This is a genomic window from Candidatus Nitrosotalea sp. TS (assembly GCF_011319465.1).
Classification (GTDB): Archaea; Thermoproteota; Nitrososphaeria; order Nitrososphaerales; family Nitrosopumilaceae; genus Nitrosotalea.
Genome location: NZ_RCMB01000013.1, coordinates 35732 through 53463 on the forward strand (window position 1 = coordinate 35732; position 17732 = coordinate 53463).

Genomic DNA, 17732 nt, shown 5'->3' on the forward strand with positions numbered 1-17732 from the left:
CTGTTTAAATAAATACTTTTGTGACTAGATCTTCTCGAGTCGTTCCTTAATCGCGATAATATCATTGATCGATTTGAGGATCTGCTGTTGCTTTGTATGATCCTTTTCATCCTTGTAGTTCATCAGTTAGATCTTTTAGTTTTTGATCAAGTTTCTCAAGTGTGGAAGATTCCTTTACACCATCTTCTGGTTTTTCGTCTTTTGAGATGTTCCTATCTTTTGCTTCCCTCCCGCAGTTTACACAAAATGCATTACCTTCCTTTATGATTCTGACACCTTTACAGTATGGACATGGATCGCTTACCAATGTAGCTCCATTCAGAAGCATCTCCACAGCTTTTTTTGTAAGCTCTTTTGACACATCTTGAATCAATCAAATCTACATAAAAAAGATACAGGTGAACAAGGCTTAATAGTAGGATTCCAGCTTTTTATTTTGAATGGCGGTAATCTGCAATACTTGCGGACTTCCCAACGATTTATGTGCCTGCGGTGAACTCGAAAAAGATCAAACCCAAATCGTGGTTAGAATTGAAGAGCGACGTTTTAGAAAGAAGGGTACTATGATTGAAGGGGTCAATCCAAAGATGAATGATCTTGGAAAAGTGGTTAGAGAGTTAAAGGCAAGGTATGCTTGCGGTGGAACAGTTAAAGACGGATATATTTTCCTCCAAGGAGATCATCGCGATACAATAAAAGGCACATTAGTAAAACTTGGATTTCTTGAATCTAGCATAGAAGTTCATTGAATTCAACTTGCTACACATAGATAAGATAAGCAGAGTTCTTTCCATTCCTTATTCTGCATTAATATCTGTGATTTTTGGAATAATGATCTTATCATTTCCCATAGGAGCCTACATTGTCTTCAACTCAAATATTGGAAATGAGATAAATTTCCAGTATCCAACGGACGGACTTAATTTCTTCATAGGTGGAATTAGTTACAAGTTACCAATTTTGTTTCAGCTCGGAGATGTTTTCATAATAGCATGGTCAATTTACTTGATACTTTTTTCTATTTCATTTGTTGGTCCTCGTGGAAGTTTGACAAATACATTATCTAGCGTTATGGCAGAAGGCTGGCGAGGTCTAAAAGACAATGGACTTACAAACATGATAACATGGTTTACGATACTCATATTATTTTCAGTTGCAATAGATTTTGTTCAAGAAGGTTTTGGAGTAAAGATAGAATCGCCACCGTCTCAGAATAACCTGATTCAATTTTTCCAGATTACAGTCGCACCCTTGACAGAAGAGTTGGGTTTTCAGAGTATTGCTAATAGGAATTCCTCTATTTCTCATCTTCTCATACCGTCCATCATGGAAACTTTTCTTCAAATCGTTATGGAGGCCATCTGCACACCTTCACATCACAGACTATAGAAAAACCATGGCGTTGATAATCACCATTGGAATATTTTTCGGGGCAGCTCACATAATTTCTGGCACCCCTTGGAGTCCAGGAAAATTCACCCAAGCTGCAATAGCAGGAATAATAATTGGATGGGTCTATGTGAGATATGGATTGGGTCCTGCCATTCTTATTCACTGGAGCACAAACTATTTCATTTATTCATATTTGTTTTTCATATCAGCCATAGGTCAAGTTCCCATTTCAAATGAAACGGTGAATCCCTTTTCCAATACGCTTGAACAATTACTAATAGTCACAGGCGCGATAGCAATATCCATCAAGATTCTCAATTACGTAAGATCTAGGCAAGAATCAACCACGATTAATCAACTCTGAAAATTTGCTCTAAATAGATAAAAAACTATCAAAGTATGGCATCGCTAAGAGATTTTGATACTGGTAAATCATAACTCATTATCAAATTTAGATCAGACTGATCGTCTACATCTAACATGATTCTTCTAATAAGTATAAGAGATGAGATAGCATTTCTTTTCTCCGCAGTATCTAGATGTATTTTATAACTGTCCTCATCATAATGGGTTTCCATAACATCAAGCGGTAGTCTAAACAATGCATTTGTTCCATCAAACTTTCTTGATGGAACAACAAGTACACATCGATTTTTAATTCTAAAATTCAATAATGCGTCAATATCTTCTACTTGAATTAGCGGAATGTCTTGTGGAAAAACCATTGTAGAATCAAAGCTCTCCCTTAACAGATAATCATCTGCAAGTTTTACCGCACTATTAACTCCCAGCTCTTCATGATCATAGATTTGTACCGCGTCAAATGTTTTTCCAATTCCAAGAGCAGTTTCATCCTTACTTACAATAACAACTCTATCAATAATTTCAGATTGTGAAAGTGTTCCTAGTACTGACTCGAGCATTATTTTACATATTTTTTCTGTCTTTTCAGAAGACATGCCAAGACGCGTCTTTGCTCTTGAAAATGTCTTTACAGGCACTATCGCGCCTACGCGTTGTTTAGACGACATGCATTTGCTTTAGAATGAAAGATGCAAGTGCTTCTTCGTCTTTCTTTTCCTTCATCTTTATCTTTGTTTCATACACTTTCATGTCTAAATTTTCAATCTTTCTTGTGTGCAGTCTATCGGCAGAGTCTATTATCATGTGTGATGCTACCTCAGAATACATCTTGGCAAGGCCATATACAGAAACTTCGATGCCTGCAGCTTCCAAGTACTTTGCAGCAGGTCCGCTTATTGCGGCATTTCCTATGAGTGGACTTACCACTACAACTTTTTTCTTGGATTTTGCCAATTCTTTTCTTATTCCTTTAATGGAAAGTATCGGACCTATGCTAGTTAATGGGTTAGCCCGGGGCAATTATCACCAGTTTTGAATCATGAATGGCGTTTACTGCAGCGGGATTTGCTCGTGCTTTGTCTGCACCCAGATATTTTATTCCCTCTACCTTGTCTTGACCTTTGTATTTTACCCAAAATTCTTGTAGATGAAGCTCTCCTTTGTTTGTCACAATTCTCGTTTCAACGCTATTGTCAGTCACTGGAATTATTTTTGTGTCAACAGCAAATTTTTGACACATCCATTCAGTGATATCAGATAAATTTTTCCCGTTCTTGAGCATGTTAGTTCTCAGGAGATGTATTGCTGCATCCCTATCCCCTATTTTGAACCAAGTTTCTTCCCCAAGCATTTCCATCTGGCGCAAAAATCCAAATGTGTCTTTCTTTATTCCCCATCCTTTATCAGTATCAAGAATATCTCCAAGCCCGTAAAGCATTGTATCAATATCAGGACAGATGTAAAGACCGTATAACCAGTAATTATCACCAACGTTAGAGATTACAGAGAGATCACGTGTTTGAGAGGCTATTCCTCGCACAAGTTTTACAGAACCAGTTCCCCCCGCAAGAATCGTTATCATTTTTTCAGCATCCCTACGAAGATACTAGGAGATGCCAATACAATATTACTCTTGCCAATAAAAATTCACGGATAATTATTGGAAAAAATTAATGCTAAGATTTATTACTGACTTGGGAGGTCATTTGGAACGTGACTAGGAGACTTTTAATTGTCCCAGTGATAACAGGCTTATTACTTTTTGGTGCAATCGCTCCAGTTTTTGCAACAGTTAACTTTAGTGCAACTTTACCTCTTGCAGGAAACCCCATCAATCCCACTTATGACTTTGAAAAAAGTTTCTACATAAATTATCCTGCAGGCAGTAAGCTGCAGAGTATACTTCAGGGCAAAAACATGACAGTAGTCATTTACTGACAACTCAACCAGCGACCCTGCGCTCAAAACATTCATGCAACAAATCAATACAGATATTGTGTCAAATGAACACAGTTCGGCCGTTTTGACTAATTTAGATGTCAGTTATCAATTAGCTATAAACGGATATTCTGATCATGCATCTTTTGATTACAAAATAGTACTGACTCCTACAGTTACAGGCTATGTCTTGAAATACAGCTAGTGGAGACATACCGGAAACATTTGATGCATCATGGATGGCATTCAATGCCAATGTACCTATCACCATAACCACCAACCAGTATGGACCAATAGAAATCAACTATCCTATAGATTCAATCCAAAGTCAACTGCCTGACCTTTACAACGCACTCAAAGGCACCGACGCCTATACAGTATTCCAACAGCCAAACTTGATGGATGCAACTGGACTATTCAGCCAACAGCCAGTAAACAAATGGGATAGTCTTTTCGATCCAGCATATACGCTAAGTGATGCAGCTGGATACGGGTACAAAGGACAAAAGGTAGCAGTAACCACATTTTCCTCAGGAGAGAGCGAACTTAGCGCAGGCGCATTGAAAATAAATAACATCGATGAGGACTTTACAGGTTCTGATGGTATCAAGTATCACATTTCAACAACAGAACAAGCAAATGCAGGAACCATTACGGTACAAGGCCACGCAAATCCAAATCAAATTCAAGGAGGATGGACTTTTACAGCAACCGCCCAAGCAGTTGCCGGAATTTCAAACACCACAGCAGGTGGAACAGTCAACTATGATGGTATATGGAATGGCAGGCTTTGCAGGAGTCATAGCTGTAGGAATATTCTGGTGGAGTAACAGAATGATGAAACAGGAAAAAAATAGAAAACCAGAAGAATCATGGGGGCCGGTACAATACGAGGAAAGGCATCACTGGGTGGACAAATTTGACGGAGCCGTTAGCGATACAACAAGTACTGGTAGTCAGCCAAGCAATCCAGATGACAGGTCAAAAAGATCAGCCATCTAAACATCGACAACAAATTTTATCATTTAAAAAAATAAAGTGCGTGCCAGCTGTAACCCTCCTTCTGTTTTACGAGATTTCGCTATGCGGCCTACCTAAACAAAGTGCAGCGCTTATAGTTTGATTTGGCCTTGCTCCATACGGGACAGCTCTTTCATTCCTTGCTGGGAATCTCAGGTATCACCATCACAGTACCCCAGATAGGATAATTTTCTGTTCTGTTGCCAACCATCTCTGGTTATCCGTCTCCGGATCGCATTTGCTGCATGGAGGGAGGAGTTTCCTCTGCCGTAGCAGTGCCTCATTCACCGGCTCGCACCCTATCTAAGATTAGGAAGGATTCTATTTTAGCATTGGCAAGAACTACATTTTAGGTGCAAAATAGTCTTCCTGAGAAGTTGCTTCTTTTCTTGATTTTACAAGGCCATATACAATACGATACAACCTGTAGATGAATCTGTTTTCCCTAAGTCTTGGAGCAATCACATGCCAAAAGTATCTTGCCCGTATCTCTGAAAATCTAGAATCGCGTACTACAAACACACTGTACTTTGATTTTTCAACAATTTCCATAGTCTTTGGACTAAATGCCTGTTCAGGTTGATTTCCAGCCCCGACAATCACTATTTCAGGATCCTGGTTTAGATTCTGCAGTAGATCTTTGGTAACATCCATGTTTGTAGGATAAATTCTTTCTACTGGGACTTTTTTCAGATCAAGATCGAACATTTTTTCATTGATTCTGCTCAAGATATCACGTTCCTCTTCAGGAGATTCCACTACTCCTCTTACAATTCGTATCTTGCTGTTCATTGAATTTGAAAATGATGTGGCAATTTCAAGACCAAGATCAGAATGTCTTCCTTTATCATATGCTACCACTATGTGAGAAAGTTCTTTTTCAAAATCTCTCTTTATGCTTACTCCTATGATATCACATGTCGTAAGAGTAAGTAATTTTCTATTATTACGAAGATCATAGAAATCCATTACAAGTAAATTTACTCCTTGTTCTTCTGCAGTAGCAAGAATTGCTTCTGGTGGTATCATGAGATAATCTAACAAGATACCTATATTCTGAAAAACCAGGTTTCTTCTTCAAGTCGTCAAAGGATTTCATGACGGGTTCGGCAAATCCATGCGCCATAGAAAGAGGTATCTGAATTGGGATTGCGGCTACATTTAGAAGTGAAATTTCCCCATCTTTGTCCTTTGCAATAGATGAAGCAATAGTTACGAGTTTTTCAACTGTTTTTTTGTTGAATACAACCATAATACGATAATCTTTTCTTTGTTGCGGTCCAATGTTTGCAATTAGAGGGGCATAGTGCTCTATCTCTTTTTTTGAAATATACAGTTTATAGATTGAAAAGCCAATCAATATCCAGACAACCGCTATTGCCCAACTTAGTGGATTATATATCAAAAGAAACACTGCAAGACCTGCCTTGGCAAAGATTCCTATCAGCGGCATAAGAGGAAAGAGCGGAATCTTAAATCCATAGTCTAGTTTGTGACCATAAAGTCGTCTGATGTTTATCCCTGCCCAGTTAACCTGAGTAAAAAGAAAGAGGAACAACACGCCTGCGGCAAGTGCAATTTGTTCTAGTGGAAGCCACGCTGCCATTATCAACATGATAAATCCCGATGCAATTATTGCAAAATGTGGTGTGTGAAATTTAGGGTGAATTGAGCTGAAAATATACGGCAGATTGTATTGTCTTCCCATGGCAAAAGATACCCTGCTTGAAGAAAACGTAGTTGCACTCAAAGCTGCAATGCTTGACACTAGTCCACCGACAAAAACCAAAATTGTCCCATACGGTATCAAGTACTGGGCAGCTTTTCCAATTCCCAGGTCTTGATAACCTCCAATGTATTTCCATACCTCCTGTCCAACTACATTAGATTGAAGGCCACCAACAAAAGCAAATGTGAATACAATGTAGAGTGCGGTTACAACCCCAAGTGCAATGAAGATTGCTCGTGGAATATTCTTCTTTGGGTTTTTTACTTCCTCTCCTGTTTGTACAATTATTTCATATCCTTCAAAAGCTATGTAGGTAATGCCCATAGCTAAAATGAATCCAGTCATACCATGCGGTACAAAATTGTGAAAGTTATCTGCCCAACTATGATTAACAAAACCCACTGCAAAAAGCGCGGATGTTATAAGAACTACAATTATCACAAGCTGTGCAATTGTAAGCCCGTTACCAACTCTGCCAGTAAGTGATACGCCCCGGTAATTCACGTATGTGAATAAGATTATTGAAATTACTGCAATGATTTTACTTAGTGGTATCCCACCATACTCTGGCGCAACTCCCAAACTTGTAAGTAAGCTTCCAAAGAAATCTCCAATCGAAACAGCATACAGACTGCCTGCTATCATATGTGCAAACCAAGCAATCCATCCACTGATGAACGCGTTAGGTCTAGGAAGACCTTCTTTTACCCATCTATATCCCCCACCAGCCTCTGGAAAGGCAGAACCTAGTTCGGCATATGTCAAAGCAGTAAAGAAGCTTACTACTCCGCTAACTGCAAATACAATTGGAAGAGAAGGTCCAGACTCATTCATTGCAGGACCTACCAAGTTAAAGATGGCACCGCCTATCATGGCGGCAATTCCTATCATTGTGATGTCTAGCAGAGAAAGACTGCGAACAAGTCCTGTATGATCAGATGTCATGCAACCCTACCGTGTGGAAAAAACGCTCGCATAAATCTTTACCCACATGAAAAAGCCATCACGAATAAAGTATGATATCTTGGAAAGACGTATAACTTGGACTTCTTTTCTGCCAAAATTACACAAGTTGCTTATTCCAGAGTTGTTTTAGGCACTACGCCATACTCGTTTGATATCTCAACTATTTTTTCTTGTGTATCTGCGTGTGAATAGTCCCTTAAGAGATCTTGATTGAGATCAAAAAAAGTGTGTCCCCATTTGAATTTGTTCAGTACTGCATGAGCCTGATCGTCAAATCCCATAATGAAAAGAGTTGCCGCGATGGCTTCTGCTGTGGTAAGCTTTCCTATTTTAGCATAATTTACAGGATTTCCAGCAAGTAATGGTGGTAGTTTTCGAGAAATGCCCGAGAAGTTTGTGAAGAATGTTTTTTGCACCAACTCCCAAGAACAATCAACAGCTGTAATAGAGTCTACAGTGTGCACATCAGTCTTTAAAACCACTTTTGGCGCGAAAGGATCTAAAATCATTGTAGCTCGTACTGTTCTTCTTATTTGCTTTGCCAACCCAAATTTTACCAATTTTGCAGCAGTGCATTTTGTTGGATCATCTTGTTTTAACATAAAAATTTGAACTTTCATTTTATTACTACAATCCATTGAAAAATAAATTATGCGATATTTTGGATATGGTTTTCATCAAATAATTATTTTGTCAAATAAGTTACCTGGTAATAAAATCTAGAAACTTGATCATTTTTTACTATCTGTATGTTCCACTGACCAACTTGGAGACTATCATTTGTTCCAGATGGAAGAAGACTGAATTGTTGTATTCGCTGATCCGAGCCAGAAAATCCCACCAAAAGGGTCTCATTTCCAATTTTCACAGTCTGGTAAAGTGAACTTCCTTGAAATGTTGATTGATATACATCACAGTCCGCACTAGAGCCAATGATGCAAGTGCCGCTGGGTGAGATTACCTTAAAGCTAACCGCATTTTCGTCACCTGGATTTACACGAAGTAGTCCATCTATCTCTCTTGGATAATAAGTTTGACTGGCATTGATCTTTTCATTCAGATTTATTGGAATGAGAGAACTTGATATCATATTCTCCTTGTCTACAATCATAGATTGAGTGGTTCGCTTTTGTGTGGGTCCCACACTTGTCGGAATTACAGTCGTTTCTTGCGTGTTATTTGTGGATGGGGGGTGGTTTGAGTAACGTTCGAAGGAGGAGTCACTTGTGTGGCATTTGTTTGCGAGGTGATGTTTACTTGAGGTAATTGATTAACTACTTGATATGTCGCATTAAAGAATCCAAACGGTGCCTGGGCTATTACAATATAATTTCCAAGAGATGTTGATTTTGGAATTGTGTAATTATAGTCAAAGTAACCATTCGGATCAAAAGATACTGTGAGCATGTTTCAATGTGTAACCCTTTTGCGATGCAACTTGTCCTTCACTAATTACAGTATCATTTGTCAAGCCAAATGTAAGATATGCGTTGTTAATCGAGATGATAGAGCTGGTTCTGCCTGTAATCAAAACTGCCTGACCAGGAAGATACTGGACATGATCTGTGCCCATGAAAAGTTGTGGCTTTCCTGAGCTAACTGTAAATGAGTCTGTCACCTGGAATGTTGTTCGAGCATTGTTAGTAAGATATTGTGCATAAACTCTGTAATTTCCTGTTGTCCACACACCAGGCTGCATTGGTACTAATACATTGAACTGGCCACCTTGGTTTAGATTGGCAAAACCGCTGTAGATTTGTTCTCCAGTCTGAGTGTAAATTGATACTTGAACTTGGTTGTTAATGGCCTGAGATGCAGCGTTTGGTTGCGGTAGCGCTTGTCCAAAAATGTTCAATACGTCAGTACTCATGTATGCTGTCTTGTCAGTCTCTATAGTAAATGGAGAGATGGTAGTTTGATTTTGTGGATTTGGCGACACTTGGAAGAACAATTGTGAATTCCCATTGGCAGAGTTGATAGTTATGCTATAGATTCCATACAGGCTGGTCTGCGAGGTTCCACTAGATGATGCTGCTCTATTAGTGGTGATTGTAGAGGCAGTGTTAAATGTCGCTTGACTTGGGACGGTATAATTCCATGAGAAAAGTCCATTATTCAATGCTAAATTAGTGGTGATTACTTTCCCATCAGGTTGTAAGAGATTTAGCGTATATGCAGAAGTTCCCGTTCGGCTTGATATTTTTCCAGTTAGATGAACAATGTCGCCAACCCCATACACTTGTTTATCAATACTAGCACAATAGGACCTTGACTGCCAGTATCAAGCGGGTTATACGTTGAAAAAGTGGTCGACGTCTGAAGATTACCGTATGAAGCCTTTAGGGTGTACGTGCCAGCAGTAAATATACTAGGGATAAGAGATTGCGTGACAACAAAATTTCCACTGCTGTCAGGATATGCAAAGAAGCCAAGGTGTTGATTGGCTAATGGCTGAGCCGCTGGCTAGATTTGAACTTTGAGAATACAATAGGCTTCCCTGTGGAATTGATAACTGAGATCTGGATTTGAGATCCCTGAATCAACATGCTGGGTTGCACTCTGCCTGAAATAACGATTGAATCTCCATATGCATATAGTGTCTTGTCAGTGGCCATAGTGAGTGGACCTGTCTGTGTTGTTGTAGGCTGGTAGGTGCTAGGATTAGCCGCAACTACAAAATCAGCTTCAGCTGTTGATGAAGAGATAGATATTATTGCTCTGTAATTTCCAAGTCTGTTCGGATCACTTGGATACGTAAAATTGTAAGCAAATGTGTTAGACGGAGTTATGTTGACAAATGTTTTAATGTCTAAAGTTTGTCGGCACACCTCCCCGAGTTGCAGTTGCTGTAGATGATTGTATTATTTCTAAAGATGGAGAAAGTCCAGAATTTTGTAGACCTGCCAGTTGAGTACGTCCGCTTATCTGTACAGTATTCCCAAGGCCATACACCTGTTTGTCAGTTGATATCAATAATGGCGTAGTTTGTGCTTGTTGAGACACTAGTGTAAAGGAAACAGTAGTTTTTGCAGTTCCATAACTTGCAGTAATGGTATACTTTCCATAAATTGGATTGATGCTATTTATCACAATTCCAGATGCGCTTGAGTGAGATTGGTACTGACTATAAGTTGTAAAATGACCTTGTGTGTCAGGAAAGAGATTTCCTTGATATATCATGGTGCCATTTGGAGTATAGACTTTGTAAACCACTGGAGTTAGTGGAATAACTTGAGAAACAGTTCCATCGAGTGTAATTGGTTGTGATAATGTGTAACTTGACTGGTCTGTTGACATTGACATGGTGGCATGAAGCAGACTGGGTTGGAGGAACAAATGGCGTAGAACCAAGCATGAAAGCAGATGATGCTACAAGATTTCCATATGATGCAGATATGGTGTAATTGCCTTCTGGAAATCCCAATACCTGGCTTGTTGTCATCGACGTGCTAAATTGACAGACTAGTGTTTGGATATAGAGTAAACGTTTTTTGAAACCCAGATGGCCCCGATACTATCAAATTAACTGATAGAGGATATCCCAGGACAGGATCATTTAGAAGCGTTGAAACTTTACCACTTATTGTTACAGTGTCTCCGAAAGATATAGCTTGGTTTGTCAGTGGCAACAGACATGACATTTTGAGCAGTAGTAGTAGGTTGTAGTGAGTTGACCGTTAGAGGAACCCGGGGTGGCCGCTTTGTAAATCCAGTCACTTGAAGAACCCGTTTCATAGCCATCTGTCCAGTCTCTGCCATGAACCACCTCCTCCTTGAAGATCTGACAGAGACGGAGTTTGATCAATTATTGTATTACTAGTGCTTTTTAATTGGATAACTGCGCCTGCATGTGGAAACCACAATGGTCCATATGTGACAAGTAAGAACTGTTTGCTCTGAAGCATGGTGCCGCTTGGCATCGTGTAGGTTTGTCGTAGCCCTGTTGTTGCACCAATGGTCCACCCACCAACATTTACAGGACTAGCAGTAGGATTGTAGAGTTCTACCCAGTCTATTGGATATTTGGTGTCATCCCCAACTGGATTGATATCGGCTTCATTTATCACCACATGATTTGCTATAGGAGCAGCCTGACCTAGAGCAGAATAAGTTTGTCCAATTAAAATTAGAATTAAAAAGCTGACAATAGTGTAGGATCTCAAATGTCTCATCTGTGCTACCATATCATCATGGAGATTACAATTTTAGGTGTTGATTGTGGAAAAGTTGAGCTGATTGTTAATCCCCAATATGCCTTTAACCGCATTAGATAAACTTAGCCTAGAATTCATTATAAGTTGTTCGTAGAATTTGTCGTCTTGTGAGATGAAATTTGAGTATTACCCGGTCTTTGTTTCATCACAGGTTGGGCACTTGTTCTGAATTATCCTGGCGCCGCAGATTGCACATATTCCTTCGCCTATTGCCTTTTGGATCTGTTTCTTTCGCCGTCCAACAAATACGTGAATCCCAAAGTATGCCACAATCGCAATTATTATTGCATATACAGGAGCCATGAATGGCAACAATCCTATCATAAGAAACAAAATTCCTAGGATCAGCAAGATTTCGCGCTTTTCAAATCCCAAGATATTCTTTGAGTAAAAAATTTCAATAAATAGGTATGCCAGTACTCAGAGTCACTGAATTCACATTCATCTCTTTATCATGTCTCTAACTCTTCTTCATCGCCTGACCCATCATGGTTTGTCAAAGTCAGATAATAACTAATTGAAATGGTACGGAACTATTCTACCAATATAAAATACAAAAATGGGATCGGCCGGATTTGAACCGACGACCTCAGGTACCCAAAACCCGAATCATACCAAGCTAGACCACGATCCCGATGTTGAATGCACAAAAAAGTCCCCAATTTAAGCTTCCCATATGAGATGATGATTTTAAATAACAAATCCATTCAACGCTAAACTAATGCAGGTTCAAGATTACATTAATGCAGGCAAAATTGCAGCCGAAGTTAGAGAAAACGCTAGGAAAAAATATCATGTAGGCTCAACACTGCTAGAAATTTGCGAATCAATTGAAAAGGAGATAGAACGAAAAGGAGGCAAATGTGCTTTTCCTGTAAATGCCAGTCTAAATGAGATCGCCGCTCATTATACTGCAGAGCCAAATGATAGTACTGTTATCAAAGAAAATGATCTGCTTAAAATTGACTTGGGTGTGCAGATAAACGGATACATTGCAGATACTGCGGTAACAGTTTGCTATGATCCAAATTATGATTATCTCGTACAAGCTGCAGAAGCTGCCCTAAGAGAAGCAATCTCGATCATACATGTCGGTACAAAATCAAGCGATGTTGGAAAAATTATAGAGAATACAGCAAAGCAAATGGGAGGTATGCCAATTGCAAACCTTAGTGGTCATTCGTTAGAACAATTCACAATCCACGCCGGAAAATCTGTGCCAAACATATGGTCTATAGGATCATTTTCTTTCCAGTCAACAGAAGCATATGCATGTGAGCCATTTGTTACAACACCTGATGGTCTTGGATTTGTGCGAGAAGGTAAGACAAGAAATATTTTTTCTCTGGTTACAAGAAAACGTGCAAAAGATGACGATGCAAACAAGCTCGTCGATTTTATTTGGCAAAAATTCAATATGTTGCCATTTGCATTAAGATGGCTCATACCTGAATGGGATGAAAAAACTGCTAGAACGCTTTTAGACAAATTAGTTCAGAATAAAATTGTCAGATCATATCCTATTTTGGTAGAAGCAAATAACCAAAGAGTTGCTCAAGCAGAACATACCTTCATACCACAAGAAAATGGCGTCACTGTAACGACTATTTGACGACTTCGCCGAAGATTTTCGATATCGATATCTGACCATTGTTACATGAGGAACATTTGTCAATTATCTTAAAGACGTAATCACCTTCTACAAATTTTCTTTTTTTAGCAATATTGCACGAGTCACACTGTTCTACGGTATATGGATCTATGATCTCTTGTTTCTTCCTAAAAAATATCATTGTGATACACCTATTGTATTTCCAACGCCAATTATCAAGACAGCCTGACCTGTTTTCGTGTTTTCTTTTATCATGTCATAGATTTGAGACGTCGCTTTCTCTGAGGCATCCGCAATCTCTTTTTTCATCAATGTGATAGCTTCTTTGATTGATTGTTTTATTACGACTGCATAGATTGGAATCTCATGTTTGGTGGCTACTTCTTCGATTTGGAATTTTTCAGTACCAATACCGCCAATTGCAGCTCCGAATCCCTGAGATACAGATCCCGTTGTTTCCCCTTCTAGTTTTAGAGCAGCATCTACCATTATAATGATATCAGGCTTTACCTTTGAGATAATTTTTTCAGTTGCTTCTCCGGGTCTTCCCACAGTACCAGACGGGCCTTCTGCTTTCATCAGCAAGAGTTTTCGTCCCTCGAATTCTTTTTCACTCCAAACTGTCTCATATGCAGCTTCCATCTTCTTTGTATCAACCATCATCTTGCCTACGATCATTGGACCTATACCATCACCAATTGGTTGGCCCTGTTTGAATGCAGGTACCGCAGTTCTAAGAGCTTCAGCTTCTTCCATGATAAATGGTATCATCATTTGTAAAGGTAAGATCAAAGGAAAATTATTTTGTTTTTTTGCAGTCAGAAATAGATGCCGTACACTCTTGTAAAGCAGATGTATTGTTGTAACCACTTCAAGAATATTTGCTATCTTGCTTGCTTCAAGTGAATTCAATTCTGTGGCCAGTGTTCTGACCTGTTCTCTTGTAAAGTTTTCACGAGTCCTCATGATATGCCTAATTTTAGAAACAATTCCGTTTGGATCCATATCTACTGGCATTATCGTAAAGTACTCAATATACCTGTCAAGTCTAGGCGAGATATCCCAATTTGGTTTCAGAGTATTTTTGATATAGTCTATCAATTCTTTCCTAGTGTCATCTCGGTATGTTTTCAGTTTTTCAAGTGATTTGTTAATTTCGGAAGAAGTTATCTGCAATTGGATCTTTTGCCCATAAAGCATGAAGACAAAGATTGGAACAATCCACACCAGCCACATCAAGGGATTGGAATTATCATTAGTGTTGAGAAGATTGCTTGCGTTAATTCCTAGAAAATCCAATATGAAAAAAGCTTATGCAATCTAAATTAAATCTTTGTGGAAAATTAAAATTGTTTTTAACTCAAGATAACAAGGTACAGCATGTTGTCAAGCCAGATAGGTAAAAAACTTGCAAAAATAGCGACCTGCAAGATATTGTTTGATAAACAAGCACTAGATCTTTACTCAGTCGATGCCAGCTCTTACGTTGTAAGACCGTCTGCAATAGCTTTTCCAAAGAATGAAAAAGACATTATCAAGATTGTCAAGTTTGCCTCACGTCACAAAATTTCTGTTACACCACGAGGTGCTGGCACGGGTCTTGTTGGAGGAGATCTTGGAACTGGGATTATTTTAGACATGAGACATTTTGATAAAATTAAGATTGGACGGGGATTTGTGCAGACCGGAAGTGGTCTTTCCAAGGGAGAACTAGACGATACATTAAGAAAACACGGGAGATTTTTTGGTCCAAATCCATCAATTGGTCCATTTTGCACTGTCGGCGGAATGATAGGAACCAATGCGAGTGGAAGTCATTCGTTAAAGTATGGCAGTACTATAGATAATTTGCTTCAGGTAAGAATTGTTACATCCAAGGGAAATATAGTAACTTTACCCAAGAAAGACAATACAACAAAAAAAATTCTCAGAGTTATGAAACTACAAAGCCAAAAACAATTTCCATGTGTATCAAAAAACTCCTGCGGTTACAGAATTGACAAGGTTACAGCACATTCAAACGTGCAAAAAATCATGGCAGGTTCTGAGGGAACTCTTGGAATAATTACATCAGCCAAGCTCAAAACACTCTTGCTTCCAAAACAAAATGTTCTCATAATAATTGCATACAAGACGCTAAAAGATGCAGTCATAGACGTGCCAGAAATTCTAAAACTTGGACCGTCTGCTGTAGAGATAATCGATCACAATATCATTCAACATATTGTATACAAGATTCCAAACGGTACAAAATGCCTGCTCTTTGTAGAGTTTGATAACAGGATATCAAAAAAGAGAATCAAAGTTCAACAGATATCATCAGGTAAAATAATTTTGTCCACAACAAAATACAGTCAGATATCTCAGTGGTGGACTTATCGAAACTCTGCATTATCATATAGTTTGAAAAGCATTTCAAAACAAGAAATAGTCTCGTCCATAATAGAAGATGCCACAGTACCAGTACACAGATTGCCTCTTTTGCTTGATCTAGTCAAATATTTAACATCTCAATACCCCATGAGAGTTATCATCTACGGTCATGCTGGAAATGGCAATTTACACATTAGACCGATTTTAAAGAAGAAAGACGAGAGACTAATCAAGAAGATTGCGCTGGAATTTTTCTCTGCTGTAATAAGCATAGGAGGTACCATAACAGGCGAGCATGGAGACGGACTTGCAAGATCAGGATTTGTAAAACTACAATACGGAAGTGATACCTACTCAGTTTTTAAAAAGGTAAAACAGTTCTTTGACCCTGCCAATACCCTAAACCCAGGCAAGAAAGTTATTCTATAGGATTCGACTAGAGACAGGTCTACTTTATCTTTGTTCCAAGTGGAACGTCTTCATTCACAGTAAGCCAAAAAGGCCTATCGTTGAGATCTGCAGCCAAAAGCATTGCATTAGATTCTACGCCTGCAATCTTTCTGGGTTCCAAATTTGATATTACTATGACTTTACGGTTTACCAGTTCTTCTGGTTGATAATATTCTGCACCGCCAATTATTACTTGTCTTTTTTCTTCGCCTAAATCTATAATTCCCTTTATGATTTTGGACTTGCCAGGGATCTTCTCTACCTCAATTATTTTTGCCACACGGATGTCTAATTTAGCAAAATCGTCATAAGTTACCATATCTACAGAAAACCTTTTCCTGTCTCATTAAAATTGATTTCGAAGCATACCTAAGCATGTTAGGCTTGCGTGTAATGAAAGATACCAAAACAGTAGTTGTTCTACATGACTTGAACCAATGATTTAGATGATTGCATAGCATATGATTAATCATGGATAGAATACGAATCAAATCCAATGATCTAAAATCGGTTGGCTATGATGAATCAATGCAAACATTAGAAATAGAATTTCATCATGGTGGAGTCTACCAGTACTTTGGAGTTCCAAAAAAGATCTATGATGGATTAATGAAATCAGTTTTATCACATGGACAATATCATACTAGATACATCAAAAACAGATATCGACATGAGAAGAGTCTCTGATTGTCATATCACAAATGATGTCTTTTACATACCATTATTAGTGATCAACACGTATACAATAGATGTCAGAATCCACTCTGTTACCAGATGACCTTGGAAAAAAATTAGCAAAACGTGTTGATAATCATCTTTTAAAAAATGAAAGACGTGGAACATCAGAGAAAGATATCTTTGACAAGAAAAAGGTCATGGACGACGTCTTGGACAGGACCTCAATAATGACCTTGTCCAAGTTGATAAATTCAGGAACCATAGCATATGTCAATGGTGTAGTCGGCTCTGGCAAGGAAGCCAAAATGTATTGGGCAGTAGACCGAGATGGAAAGGATGTTGCCCTCAAGATATACCTAGTAACGGCTTCAAATTTTAAAAAAAGAAAACCCTACCTTGTGGATGATCCAAGATTTACTCGCATAAAAAAAGGCACAAGAAACATGGTCGAGCTTTGGGCACAAAAGGAATTCCGCAATCTGACCCAGTGTGTTAAACATGATATTCCCTCAATCAAGCCAATTCGTATTCTAAAAAATGTCTTGGTACTAGAATTTGTAGGGAAGAATGGCACTCCAGCAAAAACTCTGGTAGAATCAGAAATTGATGAAAATGACTATAAAAATGCAATTTCGATCATTTCCCAGCTTTATAAAAAAGCTGAACTTGTACATGCAGATTTCTCAGAATACAACATTTTCAAAACAGAAAGTGGTTTGATTCTTTTCGATCTAGGATCAGCTATTGATATACGACACAGAAATGCAAAAGAATTTCTTCAAAGAGATATCACAAATATTTCAAGATTCTTTGTCAAAAGAGGCCTGACTGTTGAACATCCATCAGATGTAATGGCAAGGATAACAAATTGAGTTTTTTCTGTCGCTTCAACTGTCTTAAGTAGTATCATCACGTATGAATATCAGATATAAATGAAGAATTTTTTCAAATCAATGTGGAACCCTAAACACAGAGGAACCTAGAGAAATACGTCAAA

General features: G+C 38.5%; 25 protein-coding genes, 1 tRNA gene, 1 other RNA gene and 1 pseudogene. 10 read left to right on the forward strand and 18 right to left on the reverse strand.

Features of this window, described 5'->3' with window-relative positions; all coding sequences use genetic code 11:
- Nucleotides 1–106: 106 nt before the first annotated feature.
- Nucleotides 107–361 (reverse strand): Sjogren's syndrome/scleroderma autoantigen 1 family protein, encoded by a 255-nt coding sequence (locus DYY67_RS06020; RefSeq protein WP_320415989.1) that lies wholly within the window; start codon nt 359–361, stop codon nt 107–109.
- Between the two features lie 79 nt (nt 362–440).
- Between DYY67_RS06020 and yciH the strand changes: the two genes are divergently transcribed.
- From yciH to DYY67_RS06035, 3 genes are read left to right on the forward strand one after another with little or no spacing between them, the layout of a single operon-like run.
- Nucleotides 441–749: a stress response translation initiation inhibitor YciH gene (gene yciH / locus DYY67_RS06025; protein ID WP_166391639.1), complete on the forward strand. Its 309-nt coding sequence runs from the start codon at nt 441–443 to the stop codon at nt 747–749.
- A 7-nt stretch (nt 750–756) separates the two neighbouring features.
- A complete protein-coding gene (locus DYY67_RS06030; RefSeq protein ID WP_166391583.1) occupies nt 757–1389 on the forward strand; it encodes a hypothetical protein in 633 nt (210 codons plus the stop codon).
- Between the two features lie 7 nt (nt 1390–1396).
- Nucleotides 1397–1756 carry a CPBP family intramembrane glutamic endopeptidase gene (locus DYY67_RS06035; RefSeq protein ID WP_255492894.1) on the forward strand — a complete coding sequence of 120 codons (360 nt, stop codon included), beginning with the start codon at nt 1397–1399 and terminating at the stop codon, nt 1754–1756.
- A 28-nt stretch (nt 1757–1784) separates the two neighbouring features.
- Here the strand turns inward: DYY67_RS06035 and cofC are convergent, their stop codons facing one another.
- Nucleotides 1785–2423: a 2-phospho-L-lactate guanylyltransferase gene (gene cofC, locus DYY67_RS06040; protein WP_166391643.1), complete on the reverse strand. Its 639-nt coding sequence runs from the start codon at nt 2421–2423 to the stop codon at nt 1785–1787.
- A pseudogene (gene cofD / locus DYY67_RS06045) lies at nt 2413–3337 on the reverse strand (2-phospho-L-lactate transferase). The gene cofC and the pseudogene cofD overlap by 11 nt, the downstream one beginning before the upstream one ends.
- 131 nt (nt 3338–3468) lie before the next feature.
- Here cofD and DYY67_RS06050 point away from each other — a divergent pair.
- From DYY67_RS06050 to DYY67_RS06060, 3 genes are all read left to right on the forward strand, one after another.
- Complete coding sequence (locus DYY67_RS06050; protein WP_166391645.1) at nt 3469–3693, forward strand: hypothetical protein; 225 nt, start codon at nt 3469–3471, stop codon at nt 3691–3693.
- A 239-nt stretch (nt 3694–3932) separates the two neighbouring features.
- Entirely contained in the window at nt 3933–4523 is a 591-nt protein-coding gene (locus tag DYY67_RS06055; RefSeq protein WP_166391647.1) for a hypothetical protein, read from the forward strand.
- 4 nt (nt 4524–4527) lie between these two features.
- Nucleotides 4528–4695 carry a hypothetical protein gene (locus tag DYY67_RS06060; protein ID WP_166391649.1) on the forward strand — a complete coding sequence of 56 codons (168 nt, stop codon included), beginning with the start codon at nt 4528–4530 and terminating at the stop codon, nt 4693–4695.
- A gap of 38 nt (nt 4696–4733) precedes the next feature.
- Here the strand turns inward: DYY67_RS06060 and rnpB are convergent.
- The 12 genes from rnpB to DYY67_RS06120 all read right to left on the reverse strand — a co-directional run bounded on the left by rnpB (nt 4734) and on the right by DYY67_RS06120 (nt 12256).
- An RNA gene (gene rnpB / locus DYY67_RS06065) (RNase P RNA component) lies at nt 4734–5009 on the reverse strand.
- 46 nt (nt 5010–5055) lie between these two features.
- Complete coding sequence (locus DYY67_RS06070; protein WP_166391651.1) at nt 5056–5742, reverse strand: hypothetical protein; 687 nt, start codon at nt 5740–5742, stop codon at nt 5056–5058.
- A complete protein-coding gene (locus DYY67_RS06075; RefSeq protein ID WP_166391653.1) occupies nt 5669–7387 on the reverse strand; it encodes an APC family permease in 1719 nt (572 codons plus the stop codon). Before DYY67_RS06075 ends, DYY67_RS06070 begins: the two co-directional genes overlap by 74 nt.
- Before the next feature lie 131 nt (nt 7388–7518).
- Entirely contained in the window at nt 7519–8028 is a 510-nt protein-coding gene (locus tag DYY67_RS06080; RefSeq protein ID WP_166391655.1) for a DUF367 family protein, read from the reverse strand.
- A 65-nt stretch (nt 8029–8093) separates the two neighbouring features.
- Nucleotides 8094–8552, reverse strand: coding sequence for a hypothetical protein (locus DYY67_RS06085; RefSeq protein WP_166391657.1), 459 nt, complete (start codon nt 8550–8552; stop codon nt 8094–8096).
- A gap of 11 nt (nt 8553–8563) precedes the next feature.
- Nucleotides 8564–8815: a hypothetical protein gene (locus DYY67_RS06090; RefSeq protein WP_166391659.1), complete on the reverse strand. Its 252-nt coding sequence runs from the start codon at nt 8813–8815 to the stop codon at nt 8564–8566.
- Nucleotides 8796–9647 (reverse strand): hypothetical protein, encoded by an 852-nt coding sequence (locus DYY67_RS06095; RefSeq protein WP_166391661.1) that lies wholly within the window; start codon nt 9645–9647, stop codon nt 8796–8798. The genes DYY67_RS06090 and DYY67_RS06095 overlap by 20 nt, the downstream gene beginning before the upstream one ends.
- Before the next feature lie 205 nt (nt 9648–9852).
- On the reverse strand, nt 9853–10236 hold the full coding sequence (locus DYY67_RS06100) for a hypothetical protein (RefSeq protein ID WP_166391663.1): 384 nt from the start codon (nt 10234–10236) through the stop codon (nt 9853–9855).
- The gene (locus tag DYY67_RS06105; RefSeq protein WP_166391665.1) at nt 10211–10705 is read right to left on the reverse strand and encodes a hypothetical protein; all 495 of its coding nucleotides are present in this window, start codon (nt 10703–10705) and stop codon (nt 10211–10213) included. Before DYY67_RS06105 ends, DYY67_RS06100 begins: the two co-directional genes overlap by 26 nt.
- A 434-nt stretch (nt 10706–11139) precedes the next feature.
- Nucleotides 11140–11592: a lamin tail domain-containing protein gene (locus tag DYY67_RS06110; protein WP_166391667.1), complete on the reverse strand. Its 453-nt coding sequence runs from the start codon at nt 11590–11592 to the stop codon at nt 11140–11142.
- A 156-nt stretch (nt 11593–11748) separates the two neighbouring features.
- The gene (locus tag DYY67_RS06115; RefSeq protein WP_255492897.1) at nt 11749–11997 is read right to left on the reverse strand and encodes a hypothetical protein; all 249 of its coding nucleotides are present in this window, start codon (nt 11995–11997) and stop codon (nt 11749–11751) included.
- A 185-nt stretch (nt 11998–12182) separates the two neighbouring features.
- Nucleotides 12183–12256 (reverse strand) — tRNA-Pro (locus DYY67_RS06120).
- Between the two features lie 87 nt (nt 12257–12343).
- Between DYY67_RS06120 and map the strand changes: the two genes are divergently transcribed.
- A complete protein-coding gene (map, locus tag DYY67_RS06125; protein WP_166391669.1) occupies nt 12344–13234 on the forward strand; it encodes a type II methionyl aminopeptidase in 891 nt (296 codons plus the stop codon).
- Here map and DYY67_RS10135 read toward each other — a convergent pair.
- Together DYY67_RS10135 and DYY67_RS06135 are read right to left on the reverse strand one after the other, a co-directional pair.
- Nucleotides 13227–13415, reverse strand: coding sequence for a hypothetical protein (locus DYY67_RS10135; protein ID WP_166391671.1), 189 nt, complete (start codon nt 13413–13415; stop codon nt 13227–13229). The two genes, map and DYY67_RS10135, sit on opposite strands and share 8 nt — an antisense overlap.
- The gene (locus DYY67_RS06135; RefSeq protein ID WP_445082576.1) at nt 13412–14533 is read right to left on the reverse strand and encodes a DUF1512 domain-containing protein; all 1122 of its coding nucleotides are present in this window, start codon (nt 14531–14533) and stop codon (nt 13412–13414) included. The genes DYY67_RS10135 and DYY67_RS06135 overlap by 4 nt, the downstream gene beginning before the upstream one ends.
- An 81-nt stretch (nt 14534–14614) precedes the next feature.
- On the opposite strand from DYY67_RS06135, the gene DYY67_RS06140 reads away from it, so the two are divergent.
- Complete coding sequence (locus tag DYY67_RS06140; protein ID WP_166391673.1) at nt 14615–16036, forward strand: FAD-binding oxidoreductase; 1422 nt, start codon at nt 14615–14617, stop codon at nt 16034–16036.
- Between the two features lie 19 nt (nt 16037–16055).
- Here the strand turns inward: DYY67_RS06140 and DYY67_RS06145 are convergent, their stop codons facing one another.
- Nucleotides 16056–16376 carry a tRNA-binding protein gene (locus tag DYY67_RS06145; RefSeq protein ID WP_166391675.1) on the reverse strand — a complete coding sequence of 107 codons (321 nt, stop codon included), beginning with the start codon at nt 16374–16376 and terminating at the stop codon, nt 16056–16058.
- Nucleotides 16377–16528: 152 nt separating this feature from the next.
- On the opposite strand from DYY67_RS06145, the gene DYY67_RS06150 reads away from it, so the two are divergent.
- A complete protein-coding gene (locus DYY67_RS06150) occupies nt 16529–16744 on the forward strand; it encodes a KTSC domain-containing protein (protein WP_166391677.1) in 216 nt (71 codons plus the stop codon).
- A 62-nt stretch (nt 16745–16806) separates the two neighbouring features.
- Nucleotides 16807–17607, forward strand: coding sequence for a serine protein kinase RIO (locus tag DYY67_RS06155; protein ID WP_166391679.1), 801 nt, complete (start codon nt 16807–16809; stop codon nt 17605–17607).
- Nucleotides 17608–17732: the final 125 nt, after the last annotated feature.

Excerpts from the sequence above, each read along its gene's own strand:
- DYY67_RS06155 (WP_166391679.1), top strand. The coding sequence starts at position 16,807 with ATGTCAGAATCCACTCTGTTACCAGATGACCTTGGAAAAAAATTAGCA.
- DYY67_RS06090 (WP_166391659.1), bottom strand. The coding sequence starts at position 8,815 with ATGCTCACAGTATCTTTTGATCCGAATGGTTACTTTGACTATAATTAC.
- DYY67_RS06150 (WP_166391677.1), top strand. The coding sequence starts at position 16,529 with ATGGATAGAATACGAATCAAATCCAATGATCTAAAATCGGTTGGCTAT.
- DYY67_RS06140 (WP_166391673.1), top strand. The coding sequence starts at position 14,615 with ATGTTGTCAAGCCAGATAGGTAAAAAACTTGCAAAAATAGCGACCTGC.
- DYY67_RS06105 (WP_166391665.1), bottom strand. The coding sequence starts at position 10,705 with ATGTCAACAGACCAGTCAAGTTACACATTATCACAACCAATTACACTC.
- cofC (WP_166391643.1), bottom strand. The coding sequence starts at position 2,423 with ATGTCGTCTAAACAACGCGTAGGCGCGATAGTGCCTGTAAAGACATTT.
- DYY67_RS06110 (WP_166391667.1), bottom strand. The coding sequence starts at position 11,592 with ATGGTAGCACAGATGAGACATTTGAGATCCTACACTATTGTCAGCTTT.
- DYY67_RS06075 (WP_166391653.1), bottom strand. The coding sequence starts at position 7,387 with ATGACATCTGATCATACAGGACTTGTTCGCAGTCTTTCTCTGCTAGAC.
- DYY67_RS10135 (WP_166391671.1), bottom strand. The coding sequence starts at position 13,415 with ATGATATTTTTTAGGAAGAAACAAGAGATCATAGATCCATATACCGTA.
- DYY67_RS06145 (WP_166391675.1), bottom strand. The coding sequence starts at position 16,376 with ATGGTAACTTATGACGATTTTGCTAAATTAGACATCCGTGTGGCAAAA.
- map (WP_166391669.1), top strand. The coding sequence starts at position 12,344 with ATGCAGGTTCAAGATTACATTAATGCAGGCAAAATTGCAGCCGAAGTT.
- DYY67_RS06070 (WP_166391651.1), bottom strand. The coding sequence starts at position 5,742 with ATGATACCACCAGAAGCAATTCTTGCTACTGCAGAAGAACAAGGAGTA.
- yciH (WP_166391639.1), top strand. The coding sequence starts at position 441 with ATGGCGGTAATCTGCAATACTTGCGGACTTCCCAACGATTTATGTGCC.
- DYY67_RS06080 (WP_166391655.1), bottom strand. The coding sequence starts at position 8,028 with ATGAAAGTTCAAATTTTTATGTTAAAACAAGATGATCCAACAAAATGC.
- DYY67_RS06060 (WP_166391649.1), top strand. The coding sequence starts at position 4,528 with ATGATGAAACAGGAAAAAAATAGAAAACCAGAAGAATCATGGGGGCCG.
- DYY67_RS06055 (WP_166391647.1), top strand. The coding sequence starts at position 3,933 with ATGGCATTCAATGCCAATGTACCTATCACCATAACCACCAACCAGTAT.
- DYY67_RS06035 (WP_255492894.1), top strand. The coding sequence starts at position 1,397 with ATGGCGTTGATAATCACCATTGGAATATTTTTCGGGGCAGCTCACATA.